Annotated in this window: 12 protein-coding genes and 1 riboswitch; of the genes, 1 reads left to right on the top strand and 11 read right to left on the bottom strand. The window is 43.7% G+C overall.

What is annotated here, in order from left to right; all coding sequences use genetic code 11:
- Positions 1-186: 186 nt before the first annotated feature.
- From U5K35_RS06090 to U5K35_RS19545, 5 genes are all read right to left on the bottom strand, one after another.
- On the bottom strand, positions 187-726 hold the full coding sequence (locus U5K35_RS06090) for an N-acetyltransferase (RefSeq protein ID WP_322570591.1): 540 nt from the start codon (positions 724-726) through the stop codon (positions 187-189).
- Entirely contained in the window at positions 723-1,019 is a 297-nt protein-coding gene (locus U5K35_RS06085; RefSeq protein ID WP_322570590.1) for a hypothetical protein, read from the bottom strand. Before U5K35_RS06085 ends, U5K35_RS06090 begins: the two co-directional genes overlap by 4 nt.
- Before the next feature lie 2,362 nt (positions 1,020-3,381).
- On the bottom strand, positions 3,382-6,960 hold the full coding sequence (locus U5K35_RS06080) for a vitamin B12-dependent ribonucleotide reductase (RefSeq protein WP_322570589.1): 3,579 nt from the start codon (positions 6,958-6,960) through the stop codon (positions 3,382-3,384).
- Between the two features lie 680 nt (positions 6,961-7,640).
- Positions 7,641-9,551: a TonB-dependent receptor gene (locus tag U5K35_RS06075; RefSeq protein WP_322570588.1), complete on the bottom strand. Its 1,911-nt coding sequence runs from the start codon at positions 9,549-9,551 to the stop codon at positions 7,641-7,643.
- Between the two features lie 64 nt (positions 9,552-9,615).
- Positions 9,616-9,834: riboswitch (cobalamin riboswitch) on the bottom strand.
- A gap of 498 nt (positions 9,835-10,332) precedes the next feature.
- Positions 10,333-10,668, bottom strand: a complete 336-nt coding sequence (locus U5K35_RS19545) for an IS200/IS605 family transposase (protein WP_416221592.1) — start codon at positions 10,666-10,668, stop codon at positions 10,333-10,335.
- Positions 10,669-11,284: 616 nt separating this feature from the next.
- On the opposite strand from U5K35_RS19545, the gene U5K35_RS06070 reads away from it, so the two are divergent.
- Positions 11,285-12,007 (top strand): acyl-[acyl-carrier-protein] thioesterase, encoded by a 723-nt coding sequence (locus U5K35_RS06070; RefSeq protein WP_322570587.1) that lies wholly within the window; start codon positions 11,285-11,287, stop codon positions 12,005-12,007.
- 595 nt (positions 12,008-12,602) lie between these two features.
- Here the strand turns inward: U5K35_RS06070 and U5K35_RS06065 are convergent.
- The 6 genes from U5K35_RS06065 to U5K35_RS06040 all read right to left on the bottom strand — a co-directional run bounded on the left by U5K35_RS06065 (position 12,603) and on the right by U5K35_RS06040 (position 17,461).
- Positions 12,603-12,767 carry a hypothetical protein gene (locus U5K35_RS06065; protein WP_322570586.1) on the bottom strand — a complete coding sequence of 55 codons (165 nt, stop codon included), beginning with the start codon at positions 12,765-12,767 and terminating at the stop codon, positions 12,603-12,605.
- A gap of 253 nt (positions 12,768-13,020) precedes the next feature.
- Positions 13,021-13,455 carry an aldo/keto reductase gene (locus U5K35_RS06060; RefSeq protein ID WP_322570627.1) on the bottom strand — a complete coding sequence of 145 codons (435 nt, stop codon included), beginning with the start codon at positions 13,453-13,455 and terminating at the stop codon, positions 13,021-13,023.
- Entirely contained in the window at positions 13,436-13,843 is a 408-nt protein-coding gene (locus U5K35_RS06055; protein WP_322570585.1) for an aldo/keto reductase, read from the bottom strand. The genes U5K35_RS06060 and U5K35_RS06055 overlap by 20 nt, the downstream gene beginning before the upstream one ends.
- 149 nt (positions 13,844-13,992) lie before the next feature.
- Complete coding sequence (locus U5K35_RS06050; RefSeq protein WP_322570584.1) at positions 13,993-16,089, bottom strand: T9SS type A sorting domain-containing protein; 2,097 nt, start codon at positions 16,087-16,089, stop codon at positions 13,993-13,995.
- A gap of 22 nt (positions 16,090-16,111) precedes the next feature.
- Positions 16,112-16,489, bottom strand: a complete 378-nt coding sequence (locus U5K35_RS06045; protein ID WP_322570583.1) for a hypothetical protein — start codon at positions 16,487-16,489, stop codon at positions 16,112-16,114.
- 81 nt (positions 16,490-16,570) lie between these two features.
- On the bottom strand, positions 16,571-17,461 hold the full coding sequence (locus U5K35_RS06040) for a tetratricopeptide repeat protein (protein WP_322570582.1): 891 nt from the start codon (positions 17,459-17,461) through the stop codon (positions 16,571-16,573).
- Between the last annotated feature and the right edge of the window lie 85 nt (positions 17,462-17,546).

The following is a 17,546-nucleotide window of genomic DNA, read 5'->3' as shown; positions in this document are numbered from 1 at the left end:
CGGAGAACAATGGGGATGAATAGTAATAGATTCGAAGCTAAATGATGAATTATCAATGTGAATATTTATCCATCAGGTCATCCCCCTCGCCCCCTTCTCCCTTCGCTAAAGCTTTGGAAGACTGGTCGAAGGGGGACTTTTTGGAGTTCTTTATCTTGAACTGACATTAAAATAAACAACAAACCATCACCATAGCCCCGGATCCTGTAGGGCGGGTACAAAGGTAATCGTTACCGGTTGATCCGGTCCCTCCTCACCCTTTGGATTTAAAACCAACGCCTGCCACCCAAATGGGAACTCCATCTCAAACTTCGGTTGATAGTTTACTGCTGTCCCGGCATCAAAGCCATATCTGCCATAGTAGGCCGGATCGCCATACACAAACACCAGATGAACGCCTTTACTGGCAAGCCATTCCAGCCCTTGCTTGATCAATGCAGACCCAACTCCCTGATTCTGATGCTCCGGACTCACCCCAAGCGGGGCCAAAATGTAGCCTGCTATTTCGTCGTGATTATTGATCCGGACCGGACTAAAAACCACGTGCCCTGCAAGATCTCCGCCATCCGTTTCCGCCACAAGAGATAGCGTTTCAGGTTCAGTCGGTTCAGAAATCAGGTCCGCTGCCAGTTTTGCCACCACCTCTCTCTCCTCTTTTGGAAACGCACTCAGATGCAGATTTCGAATGGCAGGGTTATCTTTCGGGGTTGATTGGCGGATATTCAAGAAGGACTCCCCTGGCATTTTTCAATTTTCTGCAACAGCGCCGTCACCGAATCGGGATAGGCCTCCTCAAACGTGAGGGCAAAATCAGCCGCGGCAGCAGGCTGATACTCTGAACTCTGTGCCTGCATCACCATAGCGGTCTGCATCTCATCCTCCAGGTAGGGAAAGACCAGGTCCTGAACGGACTGCCACTCATATTCAGAACACTGAAAGGTTTGGGGATTTGTCTGAGCACAGGAAAGAGTGAGGGTCAGGAATCCGATACTCGCGAGAGTGAATGTTCTGAGAGGCATGTTGTGAGTGTAGTGATATGAGATAACGGTTCTAGCGTTTAAGCGGCGCGGCAATCAGTTTTGAATTGAGTAAATAACGATAAATCGTCCGCTATAACTCTTGTTAATGTACAGTTACTGTAATTTACTATAAATTCATTACATCAATAGTACCCTAATGTACTGCAAGTATCATTCATCCAGAATCATCCGTTAGCATCTGATCATTTCTGTTTGACAATTCACCTCAAAATCTGACTCTTGCTTAATCATGAGCTTATTCTGCATTTGCATTATCATCGAATAGAGCTGGAAGTACTTACCGAAATCTCATCTTCAGGTGACTTGTTTTCAATGAACGTCTTCTAAGTTAAGCTTCATCTAATCTTTTCATACTTGATCTACTAGAATTTCTATTTGCTGATATACCAAGTCAACTTCCTTATCTGAGCTTACTAAGAATTGCCTATTGATTTTCGAACATTTATCAATTCATGAATCTGCTAATGTAGCCTTCTTCATCAATATTTGAGAAGCTACTAGCTAACATGATCTAGAGAACTGAAATGATTCATCAGTTCTCCTAATTCAGAAATAGTCTCTATATTACATTCTCAAGATCTGCAAATTTTACCATGTTAATAACTATTTCAAATACATATTCAGCTTTGACGTATATAATTTCTAAGTCATTCGACTTACTATGATGTCTCAATCTTGGTTTAAATAACTGACAATTGGTGAATTTATCTATATAATCTCCAAGTAATCTTGATGATTTGACGCATAACTATTTCGGCAGTTCTACCATTTCGATGTCAGCTATATAATGTTTTGGAATCATCTGTACCATAATGTTGAATGATTCCTAATCGATATCAAATTCAAAATATCATTCTAATATTTTCAAGATCTTTATTATGATTTCATCAAGTTGTCTCCATTGCTGACTGAGCATTAAATGTTGTAAATCTTAATTCTTTTCTAGATCATTGGTTATAGTCTAAATGTTTGTCAAGTCACTTGTACATAGTTTCTCTAATTATATTGATGTTAATCATAATTATTTTCTAATGATTCATCTAAGCAATTACATGAATCTGTTTCTGATAGATTCATCATTGTAAATCTTGCATTACTTGCTCATTAAATAATAATTCAATACTGATGTTCTAGGTTGTCGTATTGTTTACATATAATCATAGATTAATTAATACCATCATGCTTTATAGATTCTTCAATTTGCATCTGTCATTCATCATATCTGACTTTTCAGAACTTATAATCTCAACTGCATGATTATAATTCATCAATTTCAGAATAACTACTTATTAATACTAATTCGTTTAACTAGATAACATTTTGATCTTGAATCATCAATATTGTTACACGTATTTAAAAGATTTCTGATTAGTCCTACCGATACTTGAATTTCAAATGTATACTTAAGTAACTTAATCTATCAGCATCGATGTTGCTATCAATGCATTTATTATCAAATAGGTAAATTACATCGAATTGTAATCTCAGTTATATCCATTCTATGTTCCATGTACAATTATCTGAGTTCCAACTATTTCTGAAATAAGAGTCTAAAGCTTACTAGATATTATAGATTATCCTGAGTCATTCTATCTCAAGAATTAGTCTCGATTTTAAGATTGCTAGATCCTTTATTGCTAAAATGTCAAATTGACAATATCAATATTCTCATTGTATTCTCATGATGTAAATGTTTAATTAAGTACGCATAACATATAATTATCCGACACTCCATCTATCTCATTGAATGTCTTATCATATTCCGAATCATCCTTAACCGCTCAATAAAGCATCATCATTGCCGGATAAAAGGATTCTCAGGTTCGGTCGGATGTCCGTATGTTATTTTTCCGGTCATCTTCCGTTTCTCTCTTTCTTCCGGATTTCAACGTACTTCTGATCTGAAAGAAAATCTGCCCTCTCGCTACACGGGCAGTAGCTGTGTGCTATGTTATCATTCTCGGTGTCGAAATATCTGTTGCGTGACTAAATCTATTGAACTCGGATGATCGTACTCTGTAAATATTTTTCCAATCGTCAGTTCGAGCGAAGACGAGAACTCGTTGTTTCATGGCACTTACTTCTCGTCTCCGTTAACACTGCGCTCGAAGTGACGTAAGGATAAAATTTTCACAGCAACTCGCATCTGGCTTCTAGACTGCAGCCTGTCTTGAGCTTGCCGAAAGGCTCGAAGTGACGTAGTAATGATAAAATTGTCAACTCGTTGCACGGCAGAACAACTCGCCTCTGGCCTCTCGCGTCTCGCCAGCCCATAAAAAAACAACCCGACGGATTTTCCGTCCGCCGGGCTGAAAAAAGACTAGCCTATTCGATTGCTAAATCAGGAGCACCCTGTCGTAGATCCGCACGTTATGCACTTCTGGCATGTCCCATTCCGGATCATCGTCATGCTCCCGCACTCGGGGCACGAGTCGCCTGTATAACCGAGCTGCTTCGCCCGGTCATAGTCTGTTTCTGCTTCGTCTTCAAGTTCTATCTTTGCAGCACCTTCCGTTTCAGTAACCGGATGTTTTTTCTGATGCACTTTCTTCGCTACCTGCTCTTCGAGCTCATCCTCTTCGGACGGACGCAGTTTCCGGGTCATAATCTCTTCTGGAGAGACATGAGCCAGATCATCCCGCTCAAGGTAGGTTACCGCCAGCTCGCGGAAGATGTAGTCGATCACCGACGTGGTCATCTTCACGTGAGGGCTTCCGGCTACCATGCCGCTTGGCTCAAACTTGGTGAATACAAACGCATCCACAAACTCTTCGAGCGGTACGCCGTGCTGCAGGCCGAGTGAAATGGAGATCGCAAAGCAGTTCATCAGACTTCTGAAGGCCGCTCCCTCCCGGTGCATGTCGATGAAGATCTCACCGAGCTGTCCGTTTTCATACTCACCGGTTCTCACATAGACGCTCTGTCCGCCAATCTTCACTTTCTGAGTATATCCGCTTCGTCTGAACGGCAATCGCTGCCGGCGAGCCACATACTTGTGAATGATCTTCTCAGCGGTTTTCACCACGTTATCCTGTGCCGCCATGCTGTCTGGATCATCCTCATCTTCCAGCTCTTCGAGCACATCACTCATGGAGTTGAGCGGCTGACTCAGTTTCGATCCGTCTCTGTAGAGCGCGTTCGCTTTCAGCATCAGCTGCCATGAGAGCATGTACGCCTCCTTGATATCCTCAACGGTTGCCTCATTCGGCAGGTTGATCGTCTTGGAGATCGCACCGGAGATAAACGGCTGTGCCGCCGCCATCATGTTGATATGCCCTTTTGCAGAGATGTATCGCGTACCGGTTCGGCCGCACTTGTTCGCGCAGTCAAAAACCGCCAGGTGTTCATCCTTCAGGTGAGGAGCTCCCTCAACCGTCATGGTTCCGCAAACATAGTCGTTCGCTTCCTGAATCTGCTCTCTGCTGAATCCGAGGTATCGCAGCATATCAAAGTTGAAATCGGAAAGCTGCTCTTCGCTGATATCGAGAACATCCTTGCAGAAATCCTCGCCCAGTGTCCACTGGTTAAACGCAAATTTGATATCAAAACTGCCGGGCAGTGCCTCATTTACGGCATCCAGCTGCTTGTCGGTAAATCCTTTCTCTTTCAGCGTTTCCGGATTGATATGAGGACAACCTTCCAGGGTACCGTACCCTTTCGCATAGTTGATAATCTCATCAATCTGCTTCGGCTTGTACCCGAGATTCTTCAGCGCAAGCGGCACACTCTGGTTGATAATCTTGAAGTAACCGCCGCCGGCCAGCTTCTTGAACTTCACAAGCGCAAAGTCCGGCTCAATTCCTGTGGTATCGCAGTCCATCACCAGACCGATGGTTCCGGTCGGTGCAATCACGGTTACCTGCGCATTTCTGAATCCGTTCTCTTCACCCAGCTTCACTGCCTGATCGGCATCTTCGCGGGCCGCTTTCAGCAGATAGCCCGGACACTGATTCGCATCAATTCCTTTCGGCCTGATGGTCAGATCCTCATACTCTTCGGGAGCCACGTTGTAGGCCGCCCGGCGGTGGTTGCGAAGCACGCGCTGCATGTGCTCTTTGTTTCGCTCATATCCTTCAAACGTGCCCAGCTCTTTGGCCAGTTCCGCACTGGTTGCGTACGATTTCATATGCATGATCGACGTAATTGAACCCGCAATAGCACATCCGCGCTCACTGTCGTACGGTGCACCCTGAACCATCAGGGCTGCTCCCAGGTTGGCATAACCGAGTCCGAGTGTTCGGAATTTGTAGGAAAGATCCGCAATCTCTTTTGAAGGGAACTGCGCCATCAGAACCGCGATCTCCAGAACAGTAGTCCAGAGTCGGGTTGCGTGACGAATCGACTCCACATCAAACTGCTTGCAGTCCTCATCCTTGAAGAACTTCATCAGGTTGAGCGATGCGAGGTTACACGCAGTGTTGTCGAGGAACATATATTCTGAACACGGATTACTCGCCTTGATCGGGCCGTCTTCCGGGCAGGTGTGCCATTCGTTGATCGTATCGTGATACTGCGTTCCCGGATCGGCACATGACCACGCCGCGTAGGAGATCTGATCCCAGAGATCACGCGCCTGAAGCGTCTTCATCGGCTCCGGCTCACGATTCTCTTTCTTGGCGTTTTTCATCTCAACACGTCCGTAGAGATTCCACTCTTCGTTGTCCACAACGGCCTTCATAAAGCTGTTCGGTATGCGAACGGAGTTGTTGGAGTTCTGACCGCTTACCGTCATGTACGCTTCGGAATTCCAGTCGGTGTCGTAGGTATCAAATTCGATATCGGTGAAGCCCTGTGCAGCAAGCTGAATCACGCGCTCGATATAGTTGAGCGGCACCTGATGCTGTTTCGCCTCACGAATTGTGCGTCCCAGCTCTTTGTTTTTCAGCGGATCGCGACTGATCGCACCGTTATAGGATTGTCCGTCAACTTCCACCGGTTCGTGGCACAGGTTGATGATTCGTTTCAGATACTTCTCGGTAATTTTTGATCCGGCTACGATAGAAGCCACTTTCTGCTCCTCTCTCACCTTCCAGTTGATATACTCTTCGATGTCCGGGTGATCCAGATCGAGCGTTACCATCTTGGCAGCCCGTCTTGTTGTACCGCCTGATTTGATCGCACCGGCAGCGCGGTCACCGATCTTCAGGAAGCTCATCAGTCCGGATGATTTTCCGCCGCCGCTCAACGGTTCGCCCGATCCGCGAAGTGCTGAAAAGTTGGATCCGGTTCCGGAGCCATATTTAAAGAGTCTCGCCTCACGAACCCACAGGTCCATGATTCCGCCTTCATTCACAAGGTCGTCATCCACGCTTTGGATAAAGCATGCGTGCGGTTGCGGATGCGTATAGGCATCTTTTGATTTGGTAAGTTTGCCGGTCTTGCCGTCTACATAGTAGTGGCCCTGAGCCGGTCCGTTAATTCCGTATGCCCAGTGCAGTCCGGTGTTGAACCACTGCGGACTGTTGGGAGCCGCCATCTGGTTAGCCAGCATGTGGCAGAGTTCTTCGTAAAATACTTTGGCATGATCTTCAGAATCGAAGTAGTCGTGCTTCCATCCCCAGTAGGTCCAGCAGCCTGCCAAACGATGAAATACCTGCCGGCTGTCAATTTCATGGGAGTAACGCTCCTCTTCATCCATCTTTTTGAGGGCTTTCTCATCCGGCTCGGAACGCTGCAACCATTCCGGCACACCCTTCTCTTCAATTTTTTTCAGCTTAGCAGGAACACCGGCCTTACGAAAATATTTCTGGGCAATAATGTCGGTTGCTACCTGTGACCAGGATTTTGGTACAACAACATTCTCCATTTTAAAGATGACAGACCCGTCGGGGTTTTTAATCTCTGATTTTCTCTTTTCAAATTTGATGGAATCAAACGGGGTCTTCCAGTCTGCTTTCGTATATAGTCGGCTAAATTGCATAGGTATTACTCCTTAACTTATTCTTAACGTATCTGATTACTAATTACTTGCTTCTCGTGAGATGACATTTTGGTTGATCACACCAACCGGGTATTGCTAAATATTGTGCTTGGTAATATATCCGAGCGGAGGTATGACAGCAAGAAAAAATTCAATTACTTTTCCACAAATTCACCGAGTTATCCACATTAGAAAAAGTTGGATAATAAATTGAATTTTAACTTGACAACCAATCCACCCGAATGAAGGCCGATCGAATCCATCTCAGATCGATTTATACAACCTTCACACGATATCAACACCGCCCTGTGGATAATTAACACGGTTTTAAGCCCTTAAAGCTTGATTTGTGAGTTATCCACAATTTGTCCTAGTTATCCACATTAGAGCTAGATTACCACAAATCCTGTGCTTTCATCGTATCGCAGGATATTTATTTTCAACATCTTCTATTCAGCAACCTGTTTCAGGTTTGGCTTCTTTTCAATTATTATTTCTATTTTTGAATACACAGATATATAGTAATTTTTAATACATGATTAGTGGTAAAGGATTCGCACCACTACACCTCCCGCCGATGGCAGGAAGTGTAATTATAATCAGTGCGAATTCTGCCGATCCTTTTAATAATGACCAATTCCTATAGGTATTAATACTTATACTGTGCAGGGCTGAATGGATCAGGGATTGAAGCCAAATCGGGCAGTGACCAGGTAGGATCGACCGGGCAGCGGGTACCCATTGATAAACTGGTTCTGGCTGTCTCCGAGATTGCGGACACGAGCGGTTACGCTGATCCGGTAGTTGTCAACCGGAAGATTGATTCGGCCAAACAGATCGGTCTCGGTAAATGAACCCAGCGGTTCTGCCTGACTGTTATCCTGCGTAGTGTAGCGCTCCCCGGTATAACGGATATCTGTTCCGGCCGTGAAGTTCTTCCAGTTCAAATTCAGGTGAGCTCTGTGTGACCATTCAGGCACATAGACAAGCTGACCTCCCTCCGCACCGGGATTGGATTCATCATCTGTGATCGTAGCGTCCGTATAAACGGTACCTCCTTCCACAGTGAGCGTCAGATCTGAGGTAAACTGAAAATCATTTTTAAGGTTCAGCTCAAATCCATTTGTCTCAATTTCGTTGACGTTTCGGACCGAAAGACCGTCCTGCCCAAATACCCAGAGAATTCCGTCTGTTTGAGTTCCTGTAAATCCGTTGACCTCTGCCTCAAACCGTCCGCCGGCATATTCGTGGATGGATAAAATTCCCAACTCACCCTTCTGATTCGTTTCCGGCTCCAGGTCGGGATTCCCCGCGTTTGGCCAGTAGAGATCATTCAGGGTCGGCGCAACAAAATTACGGCTCCACTGTCCTCTCAGGATCAATGCATCGCCAAGCAGGTTGTAGTTGGCTCCCAGGGAACCGCTGACGGCATCACCTGCTGTTTCATAGTAGTCGTACCGGATTCCTCCAAACAATCTGAGGGATTCGTCCGGTTGCCACTCACTGTTCAGTCGATAGGCAAAATTGAACTGCGATTCGTTTTGGTCAAAATTTGAGCTCTCCACTCTGTTTACCAAAAAACGGGCTGATTGATCTGTCTTCAGGTTATTCAGCCACTGCTGACTCCACCCGATCTCATTTGAAAAGGATTTAATATTTGTTTCACTTTCAATTGCAAAAGCCTCATCGGTATAGTCGGTATCGGCATCACTGTATACGATGTTGCTGTAGAGCCGGCTATTGTCAAAGCGGTACTCGATGTTTGTAGCCGATCGAAGCGCGCGGTCATCCTGAACGGCTGTTTCACTTGGAAACGTCAGTGATCCGGGAGACTGATTCTCCACATCGTAGAACCAGAGCGTTGTCTTCAGTGAGAGTGGCTCGGTTTCATAGCCTGCATTCACAAGTCCGTTAAAAGCCTCTACCCTGTTGTTATCGCGGGTCTGAGTCTCGCCATTGTTTTCAAATTTAAAATCGTTGTCTGATGCTTCACGCTGCAGGGAGAGTCCGGCATGCCAGCTCCCGGATCTGTGGTTCAGGTTTACCCCCTGGATATTCTGTCCGTAGCTGCCAAGTGTCTGCCAGGCTGAGTAGTTACTGGCTGCTACACCTGAATCGAGGTAGAGAGTTCCTCCGGCGGCCGAACTGCCGTAAGCCGTGCTGCTGTTACCTGCACTCAGCTCCATCGAGCGGATAAAGTTGGATGGCATCAGAGTCAGATCGAACACTCCATTGACCGGATCATTCAAATTAAAATTGTTCCAGACAACCTGGGTGCGTCCCGGGCTGTAGCCTCTCATCGACAGTGTGGAGAGTCCGCCGGGTCCATATTCACGAATCATGGCTGAGCTTCTCTTACCGATCAGTTCGGCGATGCTTCCGGTGCCGTAGAGTTCCAGCTCCTCGGCGGAAAAACGGGTAACGGAAATGGGCTGATTCTTTCTTTCGGTATCAAACCGGGTGGACTGAACCGTGATCTCTTCAAGAGTCAGAGTATCGGCAACGGCTTGTGCCTGAGTAAATTGAGGGAATATTAAACATAGATATAGGAATAGGGTTGCAAACAGTGTTTGCACAGATAGAATTTTCATGGAAATAGGATTTTGTATTCGATTACGGTGAATCGTTCCGAAAACTTTAACTCCCGAAAGTTTTCTGGGAAATAGAAACAGTGGCAGGTCTCCTGACTTGTTCAGCTGCTGATTCAACCTTCCCGTCTGATCTGTACAGACAGTGGCAAGATGAGGATCAACAGATACCAAAAGTTTGGCTCTGAACTCACAGTTGCGGGTACAGTTTCCGATTTAAACGGAATTCCCTTTTCATCCCGGCGGCTATTGCATCAACCGGGACACCACGCTTTTACTATTCCAAAGAACTGTTTTAAAGCTACGGTCATCCGGCAAACAATCAAAAATTTCTTTTCCACAGACGTGTTGATAAGTTCAGAAATCAGGGTTCAAGAGATAATTATTATGGTTCTGTGTTGAAATGTGTGGGTGTGGATTTTAAAAATTCAACTTGTTTTTAAGTTATAAAAATGGGCAATTTCCATGGATTTTTGATCTATACCAAATACATAGAACCATCAAATTCTACTCTACGTTTTAACATGATTTAGCTCCAAAGGAGCGTCGGTCAGTAACATCGTGCAACGCGCGATGAAAGCCAATCAACCCATCCAACAGCCCCAACGCGGGCGCCGGTCCCATCAGGTCGGGTTCACAGGGGGCGGCCTGTCCAATTAATCCCATACATATCGTTCATCAAAATCAACACCGTAATTCTTTAAAAACTTCCTGTACTCATCTTTAAAGCTCATTATTTGATGATGTTCATGCTGATTTTTAATGTATTCAATAACTGAGTTTACTACTTTCGGAGATACCGAGAAACTTCCGTATCTCCCGAATGCTTTCGGGACCAGTAAAAATTGGTATATCGATCATCCATCGTTTTAATCCATTTGGATGAGCCCTGTTTAATTTCCTGTAGCAGTTTCATTTGGGTAATTTTTCTTGACAGGAGGCATAAAATATGAACATGGTTTTTATGTCCGCCTACTTGTATAGGATTGCATTCCATATCTTTACAGATCCCTCCGATATAATTGTAAAGATCATTTTCGATCGAATCATCGATTAGGTTTTTTCTATGTTTTGTGCTGAATATCAGATGTGTGTATACTTTGGAAAGAGACTGTGGCATAGAATAGATTTGTCTGGATTGCGCCCTTTCAGGGCATTTATTTAGTGGTAACACCTGGCATAGTGCGCTGCACTATGTTATTGACTTTGCCCCTTTTGGGGCAAGCAAGTTCATCGATGTAAAAATAAATACGTTCCTATTGTCATGTACTGCGAACACAATCAACCAGGATGCAACAATATATGTGCTATTTTAATTATCCACACTAATCATCATAGAGCCTTATTTATACTCTTCCTCTAAAAATACCCGTACTCCTGTTCTTCCTAAAAAATGAAACATTGCCCAACCCTAACAGGGTTTGAATGTAAATAGGAGGTTGTCCAAAAAGTGAATCAACACAAAACCAAGCTTAAATAATTTAGACTTTATATCCCTCTCTATTAGTTAGAGAGGGATATAGGGTGAGTCTGAAGGAAAAACTAAATTATTTAAGCGCTATTTAAACTAATGTACCTTTTGGACAGCCTCTTAAGAATTACATTAAATATCAAAACCCCGAACGGGGTTTAATCCCTCAATAATTCCGATAACAAGTCCATTTACGTTCCAAATCCGTACACAAATTTCTTATGTTACATAATTGACAGTCTAACCTGTTACAACATCATTCATCATGGACAAAATCTACACCATCCCCTTCAAAGTCCGCTCGTACGAAGTAGACCGGAATGAAAAAGCCACCTTCTCCTCCATCTGCAACTATTTCCAGGAAGCTGCCGGCATTCATGCCAACCATCTGAATTTTGACATCTCGCAGCTTCATGAAAAAGATCTGACCTGGGTGCTCTACAAAATGCATGTGAAGGTGTTGAATCTTCCAAAAAGATGGGAAGAGGTAAACGTAACCACATGGCCGTCTGCCGGAGACGGTCTCCGTGCATTTCGTGATTATGAGATGAGATCAGAATCGGGAGATCTTTTAGCCCACGCAATCAGCCAATGGATGGTGCTGGACATGAAATCGAAGCGCCCGGTACGCACACCGTCGGAGATCGCTGAATTGGGTGTTAAGGATAAAGAGCACACCGTTGAGCCAAAAAAGAATCCGATCAAACCATTGGTACCTGATGATTCAAAATTTATTACCATCGTGGGCTTGAACGATCTGGATATGAATTATCACGTCAACAATGTTCGCTATATCGATTGGATGACGGGTTATCAGCGTGAAGAGAATAAATTATGCCGGGAAATGGAGATTCAGTACCAGTCGGAAAGTGTTCGGGGAGATCGGATCTTTCTAAAAACCAGTCAGGAAGATGATCGACTGATTCAAACGCTGTTTAAAAATGATGAGAAAATACCGATAGCATCGTCTGTTTCATATTGGGAGTGAAGTTCACAAATCAACATTACAAACAACATGGTATTTTTAATTCGGATCAGAAATACGAAAATAATTACAAATAGAGTAAGTGCAATATTTGGATCATGTAAATGAACAGAAATACCATGTTTTAGTAAGATCTATTCAGGTAAGGTACCGCCTCTATTTTGGGCGTCTTTACCTTCCAGTCCCTCTGTTCGGCGGTTCCTATATTGCGCTTATCTAGTTCCCCGGGTTTCGCTTTGCTTCACCCGAGGCTAAGTTCTGTCGCTCCTTCAGAGCTTAAACTCGAATTGCTGAAGTGTTGTTTTCTCCACTATTAATCTTCGCAGTTTGTCACCAAGTACAATGTGTTGATTTACAAGCAGGTGTATCATTTCGAAAAAAAATGGTATTTCTTTTTAGATCAAAATTAGGTGGTAGGCCGAAATGGAATAGGAGCAATATTCGGTTCATAGAAATAGACAGAAACACCATGTTTTGTGCTAAGTCTGATCACATTGCGGAACAAAATATTGTTATGACTAACTATCCAAAAAGTAGAATAACCGTCGAATAAAGAGTTTATTTTGAAGATCTGGAGAGTATTAAGGAGATAGCGCTCTTAGCTTCTTTTCTTATCAACTATTCTGGGTTCATCAGATCGTTCTCTCCTGAAATCATCGGGATGATCTTCCATCTCTTTAAACTCCTTGAAGGTATAGATCAATCCTATTAGAAAAAGTATAACCACGATGATACCAGATGAAAATATAAAAGGAATATTCATGGTCGGGCTCTGTACTTTAGAATTTTAAAATAAGCTCCAAAACCAAGAATGGACGGTACCCATATTCCTACGAACAGTCCGGCGTCCTGATTTCCCCAAAACCATAAAAATATGGATAAAATCATTGACACCAATGCGGCGGTCAATATGAAATAGTCAGATCGTTTTAGCATGTAAACTCTTAATTTTATGTTGATTTATTACAACATTAACAAGTAATTTACCTCTGCTATCGTTCCTTACATTTGATAAGCTACTTGCTCCAATCGGGTGCAAATGATGGATTTACAATCCTGTGATTTTTCTCAAGGTCATCAATGGCCTGAAAATGCTCATCCTCCAATTCAAAATCGAAGATATCGATATTGTTTTCCAGATGTTCCCTGGATGATGCTTTTGGAATGGCAATTACATTCTCCTGTTCAATCAGCCATCTAAGGGCTACTTGTGCCGGTGTTTTACCATACGCCTCTCCAATTTCCTGGAGCGTTTCGTTCTCCATTACTTTGCCCTGCGCAAGCGGACTGTAGGCCGTAATAAGAAAATCGTTGTCATATGAGTAATCCAACAGATCAAACTGCTCCAAAAACGGATGAAACTCTACCTGGTTCGTAAAAATTGGCACCCTGAGTTCTTCAAGTATTTCCTTAGTCATTCCCAGCGGAAAATTACAGACACCGATATTCATCGCTTTTCCCTGGTCGCGAAGAACCAAGCATCGCTTCCAGAGTTTTTTCCAGTGAGTACTGATTATTGGGCCAGTGAATCAGAAGCAGATCTACATAGTGAGATTCTAAATTCGTCAGACTGTCCTCTACAGTCTGTAGAACATCATCATGGGCTAGATTTGTGTGCCAAATTTTAGTCGTAAGAAAAATGTCTTCTCTCGGGACATTTGAATATTGAATTGCATCACCGATCTCTTTCTCGTTTTTATACATCTGAGCGGTATCAATGTGGCGATATCCAATACTTAACGCATCGGTGACGACTTTTTTACACTCTTTACCAAATAGTTTGTAGGTACCTAAGCCAATTTCAGGCACTTCAACGCCCTGAGCTGATTTAAACTGCATGAATAGTTTTGCTGTTATTTATTTTATTGTAATTAATCAATTGAGTCTTTGTAAGATATTCTTGTTGGGACGAAAATGCCAATGAAGAGTTGCTACGTGCTACGATTGGCAAACAAAAAGAAATTTGAACGGTCGTCTTCACAAGATCTCTACTTAATCAATGTTATTTTTCTTGTAAAAATTCGACTTCCCACTTCAAGCTGGACGATATAAACACCACTTGGCATTTCTGAGGCATTCCACGAGATAACATGCTCCCCGGCCCCATAGCTCTCATCAGCAAGCAAGGCTACTTGCTGACCTACGATATTATACACACCTATTCTTACAGGCTGCTGTTCAGGCAAATAAAACTCGATATTGGTTGATGGATTGAACGGATTTGGATAGTTCTGACGCAATTCAATACTGCCGGGCCTCTCGTCTTTCTCACTCATGCCTATCGCAGATTCAAAAGGCTTCATGGATACCGTAAATCGTTCTTCATCTTCCGGATTGAAAGGTACTATGGTTCCGGGTTCAACTTCTTTCCCATTGAGGCCGTTGTCAGCAACATTTAACCTGAACTCATAATCGGATTGCTCCTTCATGTCAATTTCACGGCCGGTCAGGTTGTCTTTCAGAGTCAAAATCCACTCATCAGGTATATCTTCCATCTCCGACCAGTCTAAAACTGCCTGATATGTTCGGTCTGTTGATGTAACTCCTAAACCAAATTCATATTCCTGATCCAGTTCATACTGAAAATGTATAAAGCTGTTCGCTCTGTTTGCAGCGGCAGCAGATGTTATGTGTAGCATGTTCAGATCGTCTGGAACACGCTTTTCCACAGAGACCGGTAATAGTTTTGGCAGATCAAAGCTCTTGTCAGTCTGACCCCTCTCCTCCCTTAAAAAGCCAACGATACTTTGATCCAGTTCCTGTTTTGATCCATCCTGTATAATCTCAAAAAGCCTGAATGAGAGCATTCGATCCAAACGAACACCCTGCTGCACTGCCCCTGTTTCTGATGATCTCTCAGATGGAAGTTCTGCAGATTCATGGGCAATCAAAGGAGTCCATCTGCTAACCTCAGCTTCATCATTATACAGCAGTTGGAAACGCTGATTCGAACTGTTCCAATAAAGGTAAGCCGGAGAAGTTGTCCGTCCCTGTTCATCCTTCAGATTGTTCAGGATAAATGGCCGGTCTCCCGGGGCTGTAAACACTTTTGCTGCACTGCCCGATATAGGAAATCCCTGCTTCAGGCCGGTTTGAGCTGTCTGATTGGAATAAATTTTCCGCTCTCTCTCACTTTCAAAAAAGACGAAAAAAGGCTCATTCACTTCAAGTTCAGTTGATAGATTTTGATCTACTTTGAGTGATTGAATCTGCTGAGGATTTAAACGGCTCATCCGCATATCCAGCAACCCGGGAGGTGCAATGAAATGCCAGCCGGGCACATCAATTTCTTTGGAATATAGTTTCTGGGTATTTCCTTCACTTCCGGGTGTGGCAGATACAGAACCCTCAAATGATGTATTGGAAGGCCGAAAATGCTGAAGACTGGAATACCCGTCAAAGGCATTTGCAATTTGATCCAGTTCTAAAGAACGATCTTCATCCCCGCGTTCAAAAGTAGCTTTTGCCAGCTCCTTTTCACCAAGATGCAGTTCAATATATCCGGCGTTCTCGGACAAAATTGATCCGCTGTATTTATAGACCTGATCCGTAGTCAATTCCTGCGGTGAATCACCTGACATCATAACGGCTAGACTGTGCGGACCTATTTGAAAATCTGAGCGAATCGTGTGTGATCCGGTCTGTGTACGAATCTCCAGACCTTTCAAATTTTTCAAGTTTTCAGTTGGGTTATATACTTCGATAAACTCAACCGATTCACCGCGAACATTTGTGGATGGCAGAATTTCAGATACGATCAAATCTCCACGGTCGATTGACTCGGGTGAAAAGACATCGGGGAAAAATCCTATCTGTTGAAATGCGACAGGAATGTCCTCAGCATCAACATCAGCAGAGGTTGCTGTTACCACCCATTCAAACTCAATACTGTCATCCCGATTCAATAAGATTCCGTCTAAAGAGGTCTGAATTGAAAAAGTGCTCCATTCATCTCCATCTTCATCACCGCGCAACATTGAACTGCTTACCAAAGCCCCGGGAACTTTCGTCCATGATTGGTTCTCGATTTTATACCGAAGCTGCAGTGAGTAGTCCCGAATTTCAGGTGATGACAGGTATAACAAATCAAATGCAATCTGCAGGCCGTCAAACTGAGAAGAAGTTCTGTTTTGAAGATTTAGATAAAAAAGACGATTGGATGGATGAATTTTCCGGTTTTAAACCGCCGATTGCAAATCCATCATTTCCCCTTTGAATATAGAAGAGCCCGGACTGATCAGAACGATCATCCCAATCGGTAATCGATACAGCTGCATCATCACTGCTATAAAAGCCGGCGAGATCTTCCGGTGTAAGCTGTATGAGTTGGGTTTGGGTAAGGGAACCGGAAGCACTGAAAACAATTTCAAGCCCTCTTTCATCCTCCATTGCAACCTGCGCATGAGTTGCCGGTGCAAAGAGTATAGAAAAGACCAGAAATAAAGACAGAACTGTAAAAATTCCCTTCTGTAGCGGTTTCCCCATAGGCTGTTTAGTGATTAACGATTTCTCTACTATAGTATTTAACAAAAATAGGAATTAAAACAGAAAATATTGCACCCTATTCTAATAATTTTGTGTTAAATCTGTGAGTCGCTCTACCTTTTCTTTGCTTTTTTCGATTAAAGTAGAAAATCGCGGGTGATTACTCTCTGCGATCTCTGCAAATAACTCTCTCGCTTGATCTTTATTGCCGGAGTTCTCTAAAATTTCAGCTTTTTTAAATTTAAAAATCACATTTTTAGGTAAACGCTCTGTCAGCTTTTCTGCATAGCTCAGTGCTTCTTCATATCGCTCTTCTTTATTGTACAGGTACATCAGGAGCATAGTAGCATCATTGCTCACATAGCTATCACTCTCTGCAGCTTTTTTAAGCTCCTCAAATCCCTGCTCCATATCCCCTTTCAGTCCGGCCAAGTTCGTGGCCCATTTCAATTCGGAAGGAACACTTCCCAGCATGTAGTAGAACATTCCTCTTCCAATTCTTGCGTCCGGCCGGTCTGTATCCAATGAAAGAAGTTTGCGGGTATAGCTGAATCCGGTCATGCCGCTTCTGATTGCAACCCGGTAGTTACTCTCCCCCGCAGCGACCAGGCTTCTGTAGCCGTGCAGGCCGCTCAGAAGAAGCACCATGGTTGTATCATTTGGCGAGCTGTCCAATTTTTGCTCACTTAGATTTACAGCCTTTTCCGATCGGCTTAGAAATTCTTCTGCCAGCTCCTCGTTCTGTTCAATAAAGAAATACTCCCAAAATGGCATCATGGACGAGAAGAAATGAGGCTGAGGGTCTGTCGCATCCTCTTCCATTAGCTCCCGGAACAGACTCTCTGCTTTTTCCCACTCCGTATTGTAGAAAGCCTCGATACCCTCCTGAAGCTTCTCATCGTAGGACGCAGAAGTGTCCGGCTGAGAAGTAATCAGAGAAAGTGATGCAAAAATCGTTACAAATAATACCATGGGGATCATTCAGTTAATAACCATATATATTGATTCCAATTCCTAACATATTGTTCCGGGATAAAAGCGAACCATCTGTTTTTGG

Origin of the sequence: Rhodohalobacter sp., assembly GCF_034521535.1 — a bacterium.
GTDB lineage: Bacteria > Bacteroidota > Rhodothermia > Balneolales > Balneolaceae > Rhodohalobacter.
Note: the sequence above shows the minus strand (reverse complement) of the source record. Positions and strands in the feature narration are given on the sequence as shown.